Origin of the sequence: Gilliamella sp. B14384G12 (assembly GCF_016101825.1) — a bacterium.
GTDB classification, from domain to species: domain Bacteria; phylum Pseudomonadota; class Gammaproteobacteria; order Enterobacterales; family Orbaceae; genus Gilliamella; species Gilliamella apicola_N.
In genome coordinates this window covers 40,540-60,457 of the sequence record NZ_JACFPU010000001.1, presented here as the reverse complement: position 1 = coordinate 60,457, position 19,918 = coordinate 40,540, and the positions used below count along the sequence as shown (strand labels likewise).

The window sequence follows — 19,918 nt, the reverse complement described above, 5'->3', positions numbered from 1 at the left end:
GTTATATATTATGACATTATCAATTGTTGCTATCATATTAGTGATAGCTATTGCCTTTCTAGCCGGTATGGAAGGTATTTTAGATCAATTTCAATTTCACCAGCCACTTGTTGCATGTTCATTAATTGGACTTGTGACTGGCAATTTAGAAGCGGGTGTAGTATTAGGTGGATCGTTACAAATGATTGCTTTAGGTTGGGCAAATATTGGGGCAGCCGTAGCACCAGATGCCGCACTCGCCGCCGTTGCATCATCGATTATTTTAGTTTTAGGTGGTCAAGGCGTTGCAGGCGTATCAACAGCTATTGCAGTAGCTATTCCACTTGCGGTTGCTGGATTATTTTTAACCATGATTGTGCGAACTATCGCTGTTCCATTAGTTCATATGATGGATGCCGCAGCAGAAGAAGGTAATATTCGTAAAATCGAATGGTTGCAAATTTTAGGTATCTGCTTGCAAGGTCTACGTATTGCCATTCCAGCAGCTGCGTTACTTTTCATTCCTGCAGAAACAGTTAGAGAAGCCTTAAATGCAATGCCTGAATGGTTAACAACCGGTATGGCTATTGGTGGTGGTATGGTTGTTGCAGTTGGTTATGCAATGGTAATAAACATGATGGCAAACCGTGAAGTATGGCCATTTTTCATTATTGGCTTTGTGGTTGCCGCTATATCACAATTAACATTAATTGCCCTTGGTGCGTTAGGAATTGCATTAGCACTGATATATCTCAATCTTTCTGAACGCGGCAATTCATCAAATGGCGGTAGTAAAGGTGATCCGCTTGATGATATTTTGAATGATTACTAAGAACTTGGAGAAGAAAATGACAGATAGAATTCAATTAAGCAAAAAAGATCGTTTAGCTGTTGCTTGGCGTTCAACTTTCCTTCAAGGTTCTTGGAACTATGAACGTATGCAAAATGGTGGTTGGGTTTATTCTATGATCCCTGCTATCAAAAAATTATATACCACGAAAGAAGACCGCTCAGCAGCGCTAAAACGTCATTTAGAGTTTTTTAATACCCATCCATATTTAGCATCACCTGTTTTAGGTGTAACGCTTGCTTTAGAAGAAGAGCGCGCCAACGGTGCCGCTGTTGATGATGTTGCCATTCAAGGGGTAAAAGTTGGGATGATGGGTCCTCTAGCTGGGGTTGGTGATCCAGTGTTTTGGTTTACGGTACGACCAATGCTTGGTGCTCTTGGTGCTTCATTAGCGCTTAGTGGTAATATTATGGGTCCTATTTTATTCTTTGTATTATGGAATATTATTCGTTGGGGCTTTATGTGGTACACCCAAGAATTTGGTTATCGTACTGGATCGAAAATTACAGATAACCTATCAGGCGGTTTACTACAAAAAATTACTAAAGGTGCATCTATACTAGGGATGTTTGTACTTGCTGCTTTGGTACAAAGGTGGGTATCAATAAAATTCCAGCCCATTGTATCAACAGTCAAACTAGACAATGGTGCATTTATTGACTGGAATTCACTACCTGCGGGGGCTCAAGGTATCCAACAAGCATTACAACAAATGCAAAGTGGATTATCTCTTACTCAAGAAAAAGTCACCACATTACAAAATAACTTAGATCAATTGATACCAGGCCTTGTTCCGTTACTTTTAACATTCTTCTGTATGTGGTTATTACGTAAAAAAGTATCACCAATCATTATCATTGTTGGATTATTTTTAGTAGGTATCGCCGGTCATTTGATTGGTCTTTTATAAACTACTATTTTTGTAAAAATGTTTCAGGAAAGCACAACGTTTCAGTATAAAATTATGCTTTCTGTTAAACAGTCATTATCCTTTTCATCACACAATGTGACGAAAACGCGGTGTGTATGAAAAGGATAGTGTTATCAATTCAACCTTAGTTATGGATAGGTAATAGATGGTTCAATCATTGAACACAAAAATTGATTTGACCGTGAAAGCAACCGCTTTTACTGGTTTATCTGAATATGGCAATATAATGATTGGTGATAAAGCATTTGAATTTTATCATCGGCGCGACCCTCGTAAATATATCCAAATTCCTTGGGATGAAGTAGATTATGTTATTGCATCCGTATTATTTGGTGGTAGATGGATTCCTCGTTATTCAATTCAAACAAAAAAAGACGGTACTTTCACCTTTGCCTCTGAAGATCCCAAAAAAACATTAAAAGCAATTCGTGTTTATATTGAGGGACAAAAAATGGTAAGGTCATTAGGTTTTTTTGATGTTTTAAAACGGGCTTTTATTCGTAAAAAAAAGAAAACACAATAGACCAGAAAATAAAACATCGTCAGTATTATTTTTATCCATTTATGACTAAATAAATTCAAAGCAAGCAATATCACGCCTAGCTTCAACAAACAGACATTGCACTTTTTTCTAGAAAGAGTATAATTTCGGGGCTTTGATTTTGTCCATGTTGGGCAAAAGAAAGATTATTTTTTAATTTAAGAGGATGTTATGGTAACTATTCGTTTAGCTCGTGGTGGCTCTAAAAAGCGCCCTTTTTATCAAGTAGTTGTCACTGATAGCCGTAACCCACGTGATGGTCGTTTTATTGAGCGCGTTGGCTTTTTTAATCCAATTGCACAAGGTAAAGCAGAAGAATTACGTTTAGATCTTGATCGCGTAAATCATTGGGTAGGTTTAGGTGCAACAGTTTCTGATCGTGTGAATGCATTGATCAAACAAGCACGAAAAGCTGCTTAATTGAGTAATAAATAGTAACTGTAATGATGAATACTGAGAATCTAATCGTTGTAGGTAAACTTGGTTCTAGCTATGGCATTCGTGGTTGGCTCAGGATTTTTTCGTTTACAGAATTTTCAGATAGCATTTTCGATTACACACCTTGGTATATCCAGCGCGCTGGCAAATGGCAAGAGGTAATCGTAGAAAGCTTCAAACCCCATAATCAGGATATGATTGTAAAACTCAAAGGCGTTGATGATCGTGATCAGGCCAATGCATTAACTAATTTTGAAGTGTATGTTGATGCTGAAAAATTTCCAGAACTTAACAATGGAGATTTTTATTGGAAAGATTTGATTGGCTGTCGAGTAAAAACAGTTAACGGTTATGATTTGGGTCAGGTTACTGACTTAATGGAAACTGGCTCGAATGATGTATTGGTGGTAAAAGCAAATCTAAAAGATGCATTTGGAGCAACAGAACGTTTAATTCCGTTTGTTGATGATCAATTTATAAAACAAGTTGATTTAACAGCAAAAACAATTGTGGTCGATTGGGATCCCGCTTTTTAATTGGTAAGGTAAGAATATGTGGATTGGCGTTATTAGCCTTTTTCCCGAAATGTTCCAAGCAATTACCTGTTATGGTGTGACTGGTCGAGCCGTAAAAAACGGACTGTTAACAGTAGAATATTGGAACCCGCGCGATTTTGCGCATGATAAACATAAGACTGTCGATGATAGGCCTTATGGCGGTGGTCCCGGCATGTTAATGATGGTACAACCACTACGCGATGCAATTCATGCAGCAAAAACAGTAGCAGGTAACGATACAAAAGTAATCTATCTTTCCCCACAAGGGCGCAAATTAAACCAACAAGGTGTTTGTGAGTTATCACAATATCAAAAATTGATTTTGATTTGTGGTCGATACGAAGGTATAGATGAACGCGTTATCCAAACTGAAATTGATGAAGAATGGTCAATTGGGGATTACGTGTTGAGTGGCGGTGAATTACCGGCGATGACGATGATTGATGCATTAGCAAGGTTTATTCCTGGCGTATTAAATCATGAATCATCAGCAGAAGAAGACTCTTTTGCTAACGGGTTACTTGATTGTCCACACTATACTCGACCTGAGGTGTTAGATGGAATGGCGGTGCCTGACGTATTAATGTCTGGTCACCATGAAGCGATTCGTCGCTGGCGATTAAAACAATCCCTAGGACGAACTTGGTTGAGAAGAGAAGATCTTCTTGAAAATCTAGCTCTGACTGATGAAGAGCAATGTTTACTCACTGAATTCCAACGTGAATATCGTGATGAACAGAGCCATTAATATTTCAGTATAACTAGTAAGAGACAAAATTATGAAAAATGCAATTATTCAGCAATTAGAACAAGAACAAATGAAAAAAGACATCCCGTCTTTTCGTCCGGGTGATACGGTTGAAGTAAAAGTATGGGTTGTTGAAGGTAACAAAAAACGTCTTCAAGCTTATGAAGGTGTAGTTGTAGCAATTCGTAATCGTGGTTTACATTCTGCATTTACAGTACGTAAAATTTCGAATGGCGAAGGTGTTGAACGAGTATTCCAAACTCACTCACCAATTGTTGATTCAATTACTGTGAAACGTCGTGGTCAAGTACGTCAAGCTAAACTTTACTACTTACGCGAACTTCGTGGTAAAGCAGCGCGTATCAAAGAACGCCTTAACTAATTCAAATTGGTTAATATTTAATAAACTGATTAAATATATCCAATTAAATATGGTCACCTTTATGGTGACCGTTTTTATGTATGTAGTAAAAGTTCATTCCCGCCAACAATCGTTGACAAAATTCAAGCAATATCTAGATCAAATAAAGGTAACATTATGGATAACTATCTTGTTGCGATTCTTGCCACCACAACCAAGTTATTCGCATTAATGACGCCACCAGCAGTGCTAAGTGCATTCTTAAGTGGTACTAAACAATATGATGAACCACAGCGCCGAAAAATTGCACTTAAAACATCGTGTGCGGTGTTTATTATTGGTATTGTATTGTTCTTTTTTGGTAATACTATGTTTAGCGTTTTCGGTTTTACACTTGATGCCTTCCGTATCGGTTCTGGCGCGTTACTGTTTATCACTGCAGTAGCACTGATGAATGACTCTCCAGATAAAAATAAAATTAGCAGTGATGAAGATATTAGTGTTGTACCGCTCGCGATTCCTCTTTGCATGGGCCCTGCTTCTATCGGTACAATTATTGTTATGGGAACAAGTTCAGTAGGTTTTGCTGCCAATATGGTTGGTGCAGTTTCACTGTTTATTGCTTCTTCGGGCATTTATGCCATGCTTTTATGTGCAAAAAGTATTGCAAAAGTATTAAAAAATACCGGTATTGCTATTTTATCAAAATTAACTGGACTACTAATATCGGCAATTGCTGCACAAGTAGTATTTACTGGCATATCGGCTTTTCTAAAATAGCTAACCTTTATTGACAAATTTTTGTTACGTTATTATGTAAAATAGCGTAACAAATTAATTTGATACCTTATTGAAGATTAATTTATGAGTATTTATCTATTAATTGAATATAATTAATCTTAGTTATTAATGATTAAATTGCGTTTTTTATTGTAGTAATAAGAAGCTAGAATAATGATAATTAAGACTACTTCTGACAATAAAATAAAATGACCCGACTCACCAAACCATACACCAACAATAATCACAATATTAACAATAATTGAAATCGCTGCTAACCATGGAAATAATGGTGATTTAAATTTAATCATCTCTTTAGGATACTTACCATTATTAACGCCTTTACGAAATTGATACTGACACCAAGCGATAATAATCCACGCAAAACAACCTACTTGTCCAGTACCTGCAACTAAGTAGAGATAAAGCTTTTCAGCAGCAATATATTTAGAAAATAATGAAACTAAAGCAATAATTGCAATAAATAAGATGCCTTTAGTGGGGACTCCTCGTTTATTGACATCTGAAAAGTATTTAGGTGCTAAATTATCCTGCGCCATTGACCATAACATACGTGAACTGGCATAAATAGCAGAGTTGGCCGCCGATATCGCAGCACAAAAAATAACAAACAACATCATGTAAGAAGCAAAAGTAATACCCGCTTTATTAAATACCCACACAAAGGGACTAATTTCATCATGCACGGTTCCATATGGGTAAACTAATGCTAAAACCGCAATGGCTAATACATAAAACAGAATAATTCTGAATGCGACACCTGTAATAATTTTAGGTAATACTGTTTGAGGTGACTCAGCTTCACCTGCTGCACTACCAATTAATTCAACGCCTTGAAACGAATACGTCACAATGGTCATACATACAAAAATCGATAAAAAACCGTTAGGAAACCAGCCATGTTCTGTCTTAAAAGTAGGTAATATATGAGTTTGAGTATATTGCTGATACAGAAGATAAATGCCAATACCAATAAAGGCTATAATTGCCAGCACTTTAATGGTTGAAAACCAATACTCACTTTCACCAAAAGCACGCACAGAAGTTAGATGAACTGAGGTTATAACAACTAAAATCAATAAGCTAAAAAGATAAATAGGAATAGCAGGAAAAAATTGGTGGGCAATCATAGAAGCGGCTGTTAAATCTGCTGCCATAGACAGAACCCAACTAAGCCAATATAACCAACCAATGGTATAACTCCAAATCGGATTTGGAATAAACATTAATGCATAATGTTGAAAAGAGCCAGCATGTGGAAATGCACAAGAAAGCTCACCTAAACATAACATTGTTGCTAACATTATGCTACCAGCCATTAAATAAGCGATGATAGTCCCCAATGGCCCTACCGTTGTTAATGGTGCAGCGATACCAATAAATAAACCGGTACCAATCGATCCCCCTAACGAAATCATTAGCAGATGACGATTTTTAAGATTCTTTTTTAAATTACTGGGATTTTGGCTTTGTTGTGATGCTGATGTTGCCATGTATAAACCGCCTAATTATTGATAAAAACTGCTGGTTACCCAGCAGTTAACACAAATTAATAGATAAACCGTTTTTCTACACCACTAGTTTGACAAGCCATTAGCAAGGCAGTGTAATCAAGCTCAAATCCAATCATATCACCGACTTTAAGAGTTTGAGTCACATCTTCAATATCGACTAATGTATGATCACTGGTTTGACCAAGTACAGTAATGTTATCATCAATCGGCACACAGCTTTCAGCCGGTACATCTTGACGTCCAAAAGCAAGCAGCGCTCGTTTACGTACGCCATGATCGACAAACGTTTTACTATTTAGAAAAGCATCTACCCCTAACTCACCAACTGGAACGGTTGGTTTACTATTAAGCTCAATAATTTGTGCATATAATTTATACATATCACTACAAGCTTTTTCTACAGGTTTATTTGAGTGATGAAATTCATCAAGATATTTCATATCTACATACTCAATACCAAACTCATGTAAACCTCCAATCCGGATGTGATTTAGTCCTTCAGGCCAGATACCCTTATCTAATAAATGATAACTAGTACAATTACCGGCTGATAAATATTGTATTTTAATATTGCAAGCTTTTTCTACTTTACGCGCAATTTCTAAAAAGTCTACTCCATTTTTAACTGTCGGTAGCACAGTACCGTAACAGTTAAAATTGGTGCCAAGCCCATAAAGCTCAACACCCGGTAAAGATAAAATGAGTTTGACCGTATCAATAATTTCATCAATATGTTCAAACCAAATACCTTCGCGTAAATCACCCATATCAACCATTAATAAAACTTGGTGAACCTTTTGTTGCTTGACGGCTTCGTCTGAAAGTGCTTGAATCACCGTTTTTTCACTGTTTAAGCTAATATCTGCATATTTAACTACTTCACTAATTTCGCTTAAACAAGGACTACGTAACAGGCAGGTTTTACACCCTAAAGCATCTTTTAATTTTTTCAAATTATAGGTTCTTGATTCAGCAATAACATCAATACCGCCATCTAGAACTGCTTTTGCAGTTTCAACACAACCATCAAACACTTTATTAACTGCCATTACTTCAATGCCGTGTTTAGCAAGTAACTCTTTTTCAACACGAGCATTGTCCTTTAATTTTCCTAAATCAATTTCCAATACAGGTTTGTACATAAATTTACTCCTCTATATCTTATTGTTGTTGCAAGCGATTACGTTTTTGTGCGCGATGATATATCCATTCAGCTAACACAATTGCAAGCACTGCACCACCAACAATTTTTGCGATATACTCAACATAACCACCCATATCGATTTGTGCTGGTGGAATAAACACTAAGATCACCGCAAATAGCGTAGATAAGAAGCCTAAACCAGGTAAAACAATTGGTAATACTTTACCAGGGATCTTAAAGCTACGTGGTACATCTGGTTGAGTAATACGTAAGCGATAGTACGCAATAAACATCACTAAATAAGGAATAAAGTAACAAATGGTTGTTAATGCGGTTAACATCCAATAGGCAGCAGCAATACTTGGTGATACGAACGTTGAGAAACAAAGTACGGTCACAATGATTGCTTGGATAACTAAAGCAAATGCTGGTGTTTGATACACAGGATGTAAACGACCAATGCGTTCACCAAGCAAATTATCTTCTTTAGATGCTTCTTGTAACATATAGATAGGACCAACTAACCATGAGTTAATTTGACCTAATGCACCAAAGAATAAACAGATTGCCATTACTGGTAATAACCAAGGCATATGTAGCTCTTTAGCAGCAGCCTCCATTGCTTGCATTACACCGGCAACAATATCAGTATCGGCAGCAGGTAATAAGGTATTAATTGCCCAAGTACCAATCATATAGATACCAACGATAACAATTGCAGATACAGCCATCGCTTTAGGGAAGTCACGTTGTGGATCACGAGTACGACCAGCAATCATTGGTGCAACTTCAAGTCCAGCAAAAGCAAACATCATGCTTGATAAAAAGACAATTGTATCCCAGCTACTTAAATCTGGAATCCAATCACTAACATGACTATAGTCAGTTGCCATTGGGTGACCTGTCATCAACCAGACAATTGCTAATAATACAATGATAGCAGCAGGAATAAATACCCCTAACCATGCACTAACACTGTTTATGATTTTAGTCCATTTCATACCTTTGATATTCATTAATGTTAAAATCCAAAATACCACCATGGAACCAACACCAATAAACACCTGATTTTGGGCTAACTCGGCACTAAACATGTAACCAATTGCAGTAAAACCAAATTGTAACATTAATGGGAAGAATAGAACGCATGAGAATAAGAAACAAACAACCACTATCCAGCCAACTCGTTTACCAAACGCTTCTTTTACCCAAACAAAAATCCCCCCATCTTTTGGCCAACCAGTAGAAAGTTCACCACAAACCATCGCTAAAGGGAAAAACAAACAAAATGCAGCAAGAAGCCAAAGCACCATTGCTGACGCTCCGTAAGGAGCAACATTAGGAATTTGACGTAAACTTAGTATGGCTATGACATTCATAAATACAATGTCTTTAATACCAAGTAAACTTGAATCTTTAGAATCACTCATAATAACCTCACATTATAATATCTGGGGCGAGAAGTGCCCCAGATAACTCATGATTAATACACGTCGTATCCAACCATATCCTCGTAAGTGTCCTCACGGCGAATCAATCGATCTTTACCTTTTTTATCAATCATAACAACGGCAGTACGCGGTCGATTGTTATATACTGTTTGACTTTCGATGGTATAAGCTCCTGCATCAAGGAATGCAATGATATCTCCAACTTGAGTGTCTTTTGGTAATAAGAACTCTTCACCTTTTACACCTACATGGAAATAATCACCACCATCACATAAAGGTCCAGCAAGTTTAATGTATTGATCATGCTCTTCGGTAATTCTTGACGCATCATACACATAGAAGAACCAATCAAAATGCTGACTATCAGATAACACGCTATAACCTGCGTCAACAAATTTCCATTCAACATGTTCTTCAATGTTACCGTCTAAATCGTAATTTGTTTTACGTTTCTCACAAGCAACTTCGGTTAATAATACAGCAGCAGATCCTGTTACTTTACGACCTGGTTCAATACAAATTTCAACATCGGTACGCCATTTATGTACTTCTCTAATCACTGCATCAGCAAAATCTTGTGCAGTAATACCAGCATACATATTATCCTGTAATGGATTACCATTTTCTTCGTCATATTTATATGGAACTGGAATACCGCCACCAACGTTAATTAAATCCAATTTAATACCAAGGACTTCTTCTAAACGGCGTGACTCATCGACTAATACTTTCGTTGCTTTAGCAAATGGTTCTGATTCTGGTACTTGATCCCCTACGTGCATATGTAAACCACGTAAATGAACATAAGGCATTTCAAGAATACGACGACAGGTTTCTTCCGCTTGTTCTAAGTCAATACCTGATTTAGCATGATATGCCGTAACAAGTTCCGCATGAGTTGCTGATGGTACATTTGGTTCAACTCGCACACAAACATTCGCTACTTTCTTCAATCGACGTGAAATTTCATCAATGATATCGAGTTCATATAAGCTATCAACATTGATAATATAAAGATCATTTTGAATAGCAAATTCTAAATCAACCGGTTTTTTAACCACGCCATTGAAAACGATTTGACTACCTGGAAAACCGATCTCTAGACATTTACGCACTTCAAACATTGAATTTGCTTCAGCATAAATACCTGCATCTTTAATTGCTTTTAGCACACCCATTACGGAACACGTTTTTGACGCATAGAAAATCTTAGTATTTGGATGAGCTTTAAACGAATCTTTGATTTCTTGAATATTACGGTCAATTTCTTTTTCAGAAAATACGTAAAAAGGTGTTGGATATTTCTTTGCTAATTCTTCTAAATTTACGCCATCAAAACATAATTTACCGTTTTGAGCACTGAAACGACGATCTTTGGTTATAAGATCTGAGCGTAATTTGTTATAATTTGACATAATTTTGTCGGACATAAGACCTCCAGTTAATTAGTACATAAAAAGTACATAAGAAAACAAGCAAAATGGCTTTTCACTTGCAATGCAATCAGCATGCCAACTTATAAATTATTAAAAATCAATTTATTATAAAAATTATTACAAAAACAATATTGGTCATATTGTTTAAAACATGTTTTTATGACAAAAATTTGTCACAATTTTATTAATGGTTGAAAGGTATTTAAATTAACGTAAGCTAAACTTAGCTAATAAGCTAAATTAAAAAGGTACTAATATCATGACAATCGATCCTGAATTATTACAATCATTAGAAATATTCAAACATTTTTTTGATTTAATCCATCAGCCAATGGCTATTATCGATAAAGAAGGTAAATACATTTATTATAATCGGGAAAGTGCAGAACTTGATGGTTATCCTATGGAACAAGCCATTGGTAAACCAATGCTTAAAGTTTATCCTAATTTAAGAAAAGAAGATAGTACCATGTTACAAGCTTTACAACAAGGTAAGGAATATCAGGATAATTATCAAAGCTACTATAATCATGTAGGTAAACTTGTTGATTATATGCATACCACCGTACCGCTTTATAATAAACATAAAGATATTATTGGTGCGATCGAAATAGGACGAAATTTATCAACTGTTAGACAATTACAAGATCAAGTATTCAAACTTAATAGTAAGTTATACCAAAACAAAGACCAACCATTACCTGAAATTGTTTTTGTATCGCAGAAAATGCAAAAGGTTATTGATCAAACAAATATTTTAGGGGCGAATGATGTTCCAGTTTTAATTGTTGGTGAAACTGGAACGGGTAAAGAGCTTTTTGCTCATTTAATACATCAAACGAGTCACCGCCGTAATCACGCGTTTATTTCGTTAAATTGTAGTGCTTTACCAACCACATTGATTGAAAGTACCTTATTTGGGACAGTCAAAGGTGCATTTACTGGTGCTGAAAATCATCCTGGCTATTTAGAACTGGCTAATGGGGGCACACTATTTCTTGACGAACTTAATGCTATGCCACTTGATATGCAAAGCAAATTACTTAGATTTTTACAAGAAAAGACTTACTGGCCATTAGGTGGCAATAAAGAGCAACATGCCGATGTAAGAATTGTTGCCGCCATGAATGAATCGCCAGCAGAGTTATTAAAAACGGGGAAAATGCGAAGTGACCTATTTTATCGATTAAATGTAGGATTAATTAAACTCCCAGCACTTCGGGAAAGGAAAGAAGATATTCCTGTATTAGCTCGATACTTTATTGATAAACATAAAACAGATGTAAATGTTGTGATAACAGGTATTAGTGAACACGCATTACAACAACTCATGTCTGCTCCTTGGCCGGGAAATGTAAGAATGCTTGAAAATGCAATCGTACGTAGTATAGTCTTACAAAATGAACCGGGGGAATTGCAACAAATTATCCTTGACGACGAACTATTTGACATTCACAGCCCTTACCCAGAAAATCAATCTGAAACTAAATTTGAAAAACCAAGTACAAGCATAGTTGCAAGCAATAACAACTTAACCGAACAAGTTGAAAATTATGAAAAACAACTTATTATTGATGCATTAAATCAAGCAAACGGTAAAATTATTGCTGCTGCAAAATTATTAAATATTTCACGGACTACATTACAATATAAGGTAAAAAAATACCATATTCAAATGGGAGTAATAGATAACTAGTCTCTGTTAATCAAAGGCTTGTGCGCAGGCAAATGCACTGCTCCAGGCCCATTGAAAATTATAACCGCCTAACCAACCAGCTACATCAACAACTTCACCAATAAAATAGAGATTCGGATGTGATTTAACCGCCATCGTTTTTGAAGATAACGCATCGGTACTGACTCCTCCTAATGTCACTTCAGCTGTTCGATATCCTTCCGTACCATTTGGCGTTATATACCATTGAGTCAATGTATTATAAAGGTCTTGTTGCTGCTTCGGGTTAAGTTGCTTAACCGTTATGTCAGTTATCAATTTCAATTGTATTAATGCCTCAATCAGCCTTTTAGGTAAAATCTGTGATAAACAATTTTTTAGGGTTTGATTGCGATTTTGTTCAAGTAATGGTTTAAATGTTGATTCAAATGGCCTATCTGGCAATAAGTTAATAATGATTGGATCCCCTGCTTGCCAATAACTTGAAATTTGTAAAATTGCGGGTCCTGATAATCCACGATGGGTGAATAATAAGTTTTCTTTAAAACGGATTCGTTCATTAGATACTTCAACCGGAACAGCAATTCCTGATAACGTGGATAATACTTCTAACAACGGTTTATGTAACGTAAATGGTACCAGTCCCGCTTTTACTGGTACAACAGGGATAGCAAATTTTTCAGCTATTTTGTATCCGATAGAGGTCATGCCAAGTGCTGGCATCGACTGTCCGCCTGTTGCCACAATTAATTGTTCAGTTTCAATACAACCTTGTGAAGTATATAACTTAAATCCTTTATCTACAGACTCAACTTCTTCTAATTGTGTTTGTAGCATAAATTTAACTTGTCCTTTTTGACACTCTTGTGCAAGCATATCGACAATATCTTGAGCTGAATTATCACAAAATAACTGACCATGATCTTTTTCATGATAAGCAATCTTATATTCATTAACTAATTGAATAAAATCCCATTGGGAGAATCGTTTTAAAGCAGATTTACAAAAATGCGGATTTTGAGAAATATAATTACTTGCTTCAACAGTGAGATTAGTAAAATTACATTTACCACCACCAGACATTAATATTTTACGGCCAATTTTTTTACCATTATCAATTATAGTGACATCATAGCCTCTTTGTCCTAATAATCCCGCACAAAACAGCCCTGCTGCTCCAGCACCTACAATTGTAATTTTCGTTTGCATATTTAATATACATTACTCAAAGAAAAAGATGACGTATTATAGCAGTATAAATCTTGCGATTCTAACTACCTCAATCTTGAAAAAATTGTGAAAACATTGTCTATTTTGATGCTCATAATTTCCTTTTTACAAACTTTTTTTGATCAAATATTAATTCTGATTATGAAAAAAACGATCGTTTACCAAGATTTTATCCTAATAAAAATTTAATTTTAATAAAAACAGATAATTAAAATCAGATATTAGCTTCATTAATAACTTTGATATAAGTTATTAGAAGATTGACTTATAAGTAATATTTATTTGACCAAAATACTATTTTTCTTTAATTTCTTAGTCATTATGGGATTAAAGCCTATTTTTTCTTAAATTATAAAAGCGATGAATTAGAGGCAATGATATGTTATATAACCAGCATCATGAAAAAGATAACTGCGGATTTGGTTTAATAGCTCATATTGAAGGGCAACCAAGTCATAAAGTGGTGCGTACTGCAATACACGGGCTTGCCCGAATGCAACACCGAGGAGCCATACTATCAGACGGTAAAACTGGTGATGGCTGTGGCCTTTTATTACAAAAACCTGATCGTTTTTTTAGACTAGTTGCACAAGAAGCTGGCTGGCGTTTAGCTACCAATTATGCTGTTGGTATGCTATTTTTAAGTCAAGACGAAAAAGAAGCACAAGCTAGCCGTGATATTGTCGAAGAAGAACTTGCTAATGAAACTTTATCTATTTTAGGTTGGCGTGAAGTACCTATCGATAAAAGTGTTTTAGGCGAAATCGCCTTATCATCACTACCACAAATTGAACAAGTTTTTGTCAATGCCCCTGCTGGATGGACTAAAATTGATTTAGAGCGTCGTTTATATATGGTGCGTCGCCGTATTGAAAAACGAGTACAAGATGATACTTTTTATGTATGCAGTTTTTCAAATCAGGTTAATATCTATAAAGGCCTTTGCATGCCTAAAGATTTACCACGATTTTATTTAGATTTAGCGGATCTGCGTATGGAAACAGCAATCTGTTTATTCCATCAACGCTTTTCAACCAATACGGTTCCTCGTTGGCCACTTGCCCAACCTTTTAGACATCTAGCCCATAATGGTGAAATTAATACCATTGAAGGTAATAGACAATGGGCAAAAGCACGTTCTTATAAATTTAAAACACCATTGATACCCGATCTACAAGATGCCGCACCTTTCGTAAATGTTACAGGTTCGGATTCAAGTTCATTAGATAATATGCTTGAACTATTTTTAGTGGGCGGTATGGATATAGTGCGTGCTATGCGCCTACTTGTGCCACCTGCATGGCAAAATAATCCTGACATGAACGAAGATCTACGTGCCTTTTTTGATTTTAATTCAATGCATATGGAACCATGGGATGGCCCAGCAGGTATTGTTATGTCTGACGGACGTTATGCAGCCTGTAATTTAGACCGTAATGGTTTGCGCCCTGCTCGTTATGTCATTACCACCGATAAACTCATTACCTGCGCGTCAGAAATTGGTATTTGGGATTATCAACCTGACGAAGTTGTCGCTAAAGGACGCGTTGGCCCAGGCGAACTGATGGTAATTGATACTGAAGAAGGCCGTATTTTACAATCATCAGAAACTGATAACGATCTACAAAAACGTCATCCATATAAAGAATGGATGGCTAAAAACGTGAAGCGACTTATTCCTCTTGAAGATTTACCCGATGAAAATATTGGTTCACGCACCTATGATGATGTATTACTTGCTACCTATCAAAAACAATTTGGTTATAGTAGTGAAGAACTTGAACAATGTATCCGAGTTTTAGGTGAAAACGGTCAAGAAGCCACTGGCTCGATGGGAGATGATACGCCATTTGCGGTACTATCAAGCAGACCACGCCTGATTTATGATTACTTCAGACAAAAATTTGCCCAAGTCACCAATCCTCCAATCGATCCATTGCGTGAAGCGCACGTAATGTCACTTTCTACCAGCATTGGACGTGAAATGAATGTTTTTGCTGAAGCAGAAGGACAAGCGCATCGTGTGGCATTTAAATATCCGGTTTTAGTTCATTCAGATCTTGAGCAGTTAATCGCCTTAGAGTCTCGCTACTATAAATCTGAAAAACTTGATATGACTTATGATATTGACGGCAGTTTGCGCGATGCAATTGAACAGTTATGTGGTGATGCTGAAGCAAAAGTACGTAATGGTACAGTATTACTAATTCTATCAGATAAAAATATCGCAGCTGATCGCTTACCTATTCCTGCACCTATGGCGTTAGGTGCAGTACAGCAACGCTTAGTTGAAAAGAATTTACGTTGTGATGCAAATATTATTGTAGAAACAGGTAGTTGTCGTGACCCACATCAATTTGCCGTACTTATCGGTTTTGGTGCTACAGCCATTTATCCTTATTTAGCGTACGAAACTTTAGCAAAAATGGTCGATAATGGCACCATTAATAAATCCTACCGCGAAGCTATTTTGAATTATCGTAATGGGATTAATAAAGGTTTATATAAAATCATGTCTAAAATGGGCATCTCAACCGTTGCCTCTTATCGATGTTCAAAACTTTTTGAAGCAGTCGGATTACATAAAGATGTGGTTGATCTCTGCTTCCAAGGGGTCACTAGTCGTATCAGTGGCGCTAATTTTGATGATTTTGCTCAAGACCAATTTAACTTATCCAAAAGTGCTTGGTTACGTCGTAAACCATTAGATCAAGGTGGATTACTTAAATTTGTTTATGGTGGCGAATATCATGCTTATAATCCCGATGTTGTACAATCATTACAACTGGCTGTCAATAATGGCAACTATGAAGATTATAAACGTTATGCAGATATCGTTAATAATCGACCTGTTGCTACATTGCGTGATTTATTAAAACTTAATCCACCTGAAAATGGGGCTATTGCACTTGATGAAGTTGAACCTGAAGAATCATTGTTTAAACGTTTCGACTCGGCAGCAATGTCAATTGGCGCACTTAGCCCAGAAGCGCATGAATCACTTGCAACAGCAATGAATACTTTAGGGGGTTATTCAAATTCTGGCGAGGGAGGTGAAGATCCTGCGCGCTATAACACCATCAAAGTTTCTCGTATTAAACAAGTGGCATCAGGTCGTTTTGGGGTAACACCGGGTTATTTAATGAGTGCAGATGTCATTCAAATTAAAGTGGCACAAGGTGCTAAACCAGGTGAAGGCGGTCAACTACCGGGCGATAAAGTCACATCTTATATTGCTAAATTACGTTTTTCAGTCCCTGGCGTAACCCTAATTTCGCCACCGCCTCATCACGATATTTACTCTATTGAGGATTTAGCTCAGCTAATTTTCGATTTAAAACAGATTAACCCAAATGCAATGATTTCAGTTAAATTGGTTTCAGAGCCAGGCGTAGGAACCATTGCGACAGGTGTGGCTAAAGCTTATGCCGATTTAATCACTATTTCAGGTTATGACGGCGGAACAGGAGCGAGTCCATTAACATCCGTTAAATATGCGGGTTCACCATGGGAGCTGGGACTTGTTGAAACCCAACAATCTTTAGTTGCAAACGGATTACGTCACAAAATACGTTTACAAGTTGATGGTGGATTAAAAACGGGTACAGATATTGTAAAAGCCGCCATTTTAGGTGCTGAAAGCTTTGGTTTTGGTACAGGACCAATGGTTGCCTTAGGTTGTAAATACTTGCGTATTTGTCATCTTAATAATTGTGCGACAGGTGTTGCTACCCAAGATGAAAAATTACGCAGTGAGCATTATCATGGTTTACCGGAAAAAGCCATGAATTATTTCCGCTTTATTGCACGTAATACCCGAGAAGTTATGGCTGAGCTCGGCGTAAGTCGTATTGTTGATTTAATCGGACGGACGGATCTTCTTTTAGAACTGGACGGTATTACCGCTAAACAACAAAAACTGGATTTATCAAGTCTGCTCGAAACAGCGACACCACATGAAGGTAAACCTGTTTACTGCATTGAAGATAATAAACCATTTGATAAAGGTGTACTTAATAAAGAGATCATCACACAAACCCAACAGTATGTTGATGCGCGCCAAAGTAAAAGTTTCTACTTTGATATTCAAAACACAGACCGTTCTGTGGGCACTAGTCTATCGGGCTATATTGCCAAAAAATATGGTGATCAAGGTTTAGTATCAGAACCAATCTCATTAAACTTCAATGGCACAGCCGGTCAAAGTTTTGGTGTATGGAATGCTGGTGGCGTAGATTTAACCCTAACAGGTGATGCCAACGACTATGTTGGGAAAGGGATGGCAGGCGGTCGCATTGTGATTCGTCCACCGCAAGGCTCAGCGTTTTTAAGCCATGAAGCAACTATTGCTGGAAATACCTGTCTCTATGGCGCAACAGGAGGTAAATTATACGCAGCAGGTCGTGCTGGCGAACGTTTTGCTGTACGTAATTCTGGTGCCATCAGTGTGGTTGAGGGCATTGGTGATAACGGTTGTGAATATATGACTGGCGGTATTGTTTGTGTTTTAGGTAAAACCGGTGTTAACTTTGGTGCGGGAATGACGGGTGGCTTTGCTTATATCTTAGATATTGATGGTGATTTTGATAAACGCATAAATAAAGAATTAGTTGAAATGTTAAATGTTGCTGATTACCCAATTCATGAAGAACATCTTCGTGGCTTAATCATGGAACATTCTCAACTGACCAACTCATCTCGTGCGGAAGAAATCTTAGCTAATTGGCAAGCATTTGCTAAACAATTTGTACTAGTTAAACCGAAATCCAGCGATGTAAAAGCATTACTTGGGCATCGTAGTCGTTCATCAGCAGAACTACGCGTTCAGGCACAATAAGGAGAACACGAAATGAGTCAAAATGTTTATCAGTTTATCGATTTACAACGTGTTGATCCGCCTAAAAAATCGCTAAACATCCGTAAAATAGAATTTGTCGAAATCTATGAAGGCTTTTCAGCTTCGCAGTCTCAAGCGCAAGCTGATCGTTGCTTAGCATGTGGTAATCCATATTGTGAGTGGCGATGCCCTGTACATAACTATATTCCTAATTGGCTAAAATTAGTTAATGAAGGCAAAATTTTAGAAGCGGTTGAACTATCTCACCAAACGAATAGTTTACCTGAAGTTTGTGGACGCGTTTGCCCGCAAGACAGGCTTTGTGAAGGTTCTTGTACTCTTAATGCAGAATTTGGTGCAGTTACCATTGGTAATATTGAACGTTATATCACTGATGAAGCATTCAAAATGGGATGGAAACCGAATCTATCAAATGTCGAAAAAACTGGATTAAAAGTGGCGATTATTGGTGCTGGTCCAGCAGGTCTTGCTTGCGCTGATGTCTTAGTACGTAATGGGGTTACACCAGTGGTTTTCGATCGTCATCCTGAAATTGGTGGGTTGTTAACGTTTGGTATTCCTGCTTTTAAATTAGATAAAGAAGTATTAATTAACCGCCGTCGTATTTTTACCGAAATGGGTGTTGAATTCAGATTGAACACCGAAGTTGGCAAAACGATACAACTGGCTGATTTACTCAATGAATTTGCAGCGGTCTTTATTGGCACAGGTACATATCAATCTATGCGTGCAGGGCTTGAAAATGAAGATGCAAATGGTGTCTATGATGCATTACCATTTTTGATTGCTAATACTAAGCATATTATGAAACATGAGCAAACACAAGATACACCATATGTTGACATGAAAAATAAACGTGTTGTCGTATTAGGTGGTGGTGATACCGCCATGGATTGTGTGCGAACCTCTATCCGTCAAGGTGCAACCGAAGTAACATGCGCTTATCGTCGTGATGAAGCCAATATGCCAGGCTCTAAACGTGAAGTTAAAAATGCCAAAGAAGAAGGCGTACAATTCCAATTTAATGTGCAACCGCTTAGCATTGAAATCAATAAAACAGGACAAGTGACAGGTGTAAAAATGGTAAGAACTGAGCTTGGTGAGCCCGATGCCAAAGGTCGTCGATCACCGGTAGTTATCGAAGGTTCTGAATTTGTTCTTCCTGCCGATGCTGTCGTTATGGCATTTGGATTTAAACCACATGCAATGCCGTGGCTAGCCGAGCATGGTGTTGATTTTGACGATAAAGGACGAATAATCGCACCTGAAATAAAAGGTTATCAAACAACCAATTCCAAAATCTTTGCGGGTGGCGATGCGGTTCTTGGCTCTGATTTAGTTGTAACGGCAATTAGCGAAGGCCGTAAGGCTGCAGCAGGTATCTTGGATTATTTAGAAGTATAA

16 protein-coding genes are annotated in these 19,918 nt (G+C 37.1%); 11 read left to right on the top strand and 5 right to left on the bottom strand.

The genetic code is table 11. From position 1 onward, the window contains the following. The first annotated feature begins 10 nt into the window (after positions 1-10). The 8 genes from H3S73_RS00275 (at position 11) to H3S73_RS00240 (ending at position 5,185) form a co-directional block, all read left to right on the top strand. Positions 11-811, top strand: a complete 801-nt coding sequence (locus tag H3S73_RS00275; protein ID WP_039126669.1) for a PTS mannose/fructose/sorbose transporter subunit IIC — start codon at positions 11-13, stop codon at positions 809-811. Between the two features lie 16 nt (positions 812-827). After that, entirely contained in the window at positions 828-1,739 is a 912-nt protein-coding gene (locus H3S73_RS00270; RefSeq protein ID WP_198228669.1) for a PTS system mannose/fructose/sorbose family transporter subunit IID, read from the top strand. A 166-nt stretch (positions 1,740-1,905) separates the two neighbouring features. Beyond that, positions 1,906-2,283, top strand: coding sequence for a DUF956 family protein (locus H3S73_RS00265; protein ID WP_039126675.1), 378 nt, complete (start codon positions 1,906-1,908; stop codon positions 2,281-2,283). 189 nt (positions 2,284-2,472) lie between these two features. Next, positions 2,473-2,721 carry a 30S ribosomal protein S16 gene (gene rpsP / locus H3S73_RS00260; RefSeq protein WP_039126678.1) on the top strand — a complete coding sequence of 83 codons (249 nt, stop codon included), beginning with the start codon at positions 2,473-2,475 and terminating at the stop codon, positions 2,719-2,721. Between the two features lie 23 nt (positions 2,722-2,744). Beyond that, positions 2,745-3,275, top strand: a complete 531-nt coding sequence (rimM, locus tag H3S73_RS00255; protein WP_039126681.1) for a ribosome maturation factor RimM — start codon at positions 2,745-2,747, stop codon at positions 3,273-3,275. A gap of 16 nt (positions 3,276-3,291) precedes the next feature. Further along, complete coding sequence (trmD, locus tag H3S73_RS00250; protein ID WP_039126684.1) at positions 3,292-4,044, top strand: tRNA (guanosine(37)-N1)-methyltransferase TrmD; 753 nt, start codon at positions 3,292-3,294, stop codon at positions 4,042-4,044. Positions 4,045-4,075: 31 nt separating this feature from the next. Then, positions 4,076-4,426 (top strand): 50S ribosomal protein L19, encoded by a 351-nt coding sequence (rplS, locus tag H3S73_RS00245; protein ID WP_025314641.1) that lies wholly within the window; start codon positions 4,076-4,078, stop codon positions 4,424-4,426. Between the two features lie 156 nt (positions 4,427-4,582). After that, the gene (locus H3S73_RS00240) at positions 4,583-5,185 is read left to right on the top strand and encodes a MarC family protein (RefSeq protein WP_198235911.1); all 603 of its coding nucleotides are present in this window, start codon (positions 4,583-4,585) and stop codon (positions 5,183-5,185) included. Positions 5,186-5,304: 119 nt separating this feature from the next. On the opposite strand, the gene H3S73_RS00235 is transcribed toward H3S73_RS00240, so the two are convergent. The 4 genes from H3S73_RS00235 to lysA are packed head-to-tail and all read right to left on the bottom strand — an operon-like array spanning position 5,305 to position 10,745. Beyond that, a complete protein-coding gene (locus H3S73_RS00235) occupies positions 5,305-6,699 on the bottom strand; it encodes an amino acid permease (RefSeq protein ID WP_198235912.1) in 1,395 nt (464 codons plus the stop codon). A 56-nt stretch (positions 6,700-6,755) separates the two neighbouring features. Beyond that, on the bottom strand, positions 6,756-7,862 hold the full coding sequence (locus tag H3S73_RS00230; protein WP_039126693.1) for an alanine/ornithine racemase family PLP-dependent enzyme: 1,107 nt from the start codon (positions 7,860-7,862) through the stop codon (positions 6,756-6,758). A gap of 19 nt (positions 7,863-7,881) precedes the next feature. Then, positions 7,882-9,294: an APC family permease gene (locus tag H3S73_RS00225; RefSeq protein ID WP_039126697.1), complete on the bottom strand. Its 1,413-nt coding sequence runs from the start codon at positions 9,292-9,294 to the stop codon at positions 7,882-7,884. Positions 9,295-9,347: 53 nt separating this feature from the next. Next, entirely contained in the window at positions 9,348-10,745 is a 1,398-nt protein-coding gene (lysA, locus tag H3S73_RS00220; RefSeq protein WP_086326357.1) for a diaminopimelate decarboxylase, read from the bottom strand. Positions 10,746-11,007: 262 nt separating this feature from the next. Here lysA and H3S73_RS00215 point away from each other — a divergent pair, with 262 nt between their 5' ends. Then, on the top strand, positions 11,008-12,447 hold the full coding sequence (locus tag H3S73_RS00215; protein ID WP_086326356.1) for a sigma 54-interacting transcriptional regulator: 1,440 nt from the start codon (positions 11,008-11,010) through the stop codon (positions 12,445-12,447). A 6-nt stretch (positions 12,448-12,453) separates the two neighbouring features. On the opposite strand, the gene H3S73_RS00210 is transcribed toward H3S73_RS00215, so the two are convergent. Beyond that, on the bottom strand, positions 12,454-13,635 hold the full coding sequence (locus H3S73_RS00210) for an NAD(P)/FAD-dependent oxidoreductase (protein WP_198235913.1): 1,182 nt from the start codon (positions 13,633-13,635) through the stop codon (positions 12,454-12,456). A gap of 400 nt (positions 13,636-14,035) precedes the next feature. Here H3S73_RS00210 and gltB point away from each other — a divergent pair, with 400 nt between their 5' ends. Both gltB and H3S73_RS00200 read left to right on the top strand, forming a co-directional pair. Then, entirely contained in the window at positions 14,036-18,493 is a 4,458-nt protein-coding gene (gene gltB, locus H3S73_RS00205) for a glutamate synthase large subunit (protein WP_198235914.1), read from the top strand. A gap of 12 nt (positions 18,494-18,505) precedes the next feature. Continuing rightward, a complete protein-coding gene (locus H3S73_RS00200) occupies positions 18,506-19,918 on the top strand; it encodes an FAD-dependent oxidoreductase (protein WP_198235915.1) in 1,413 nt (470 codons plus the stop codon).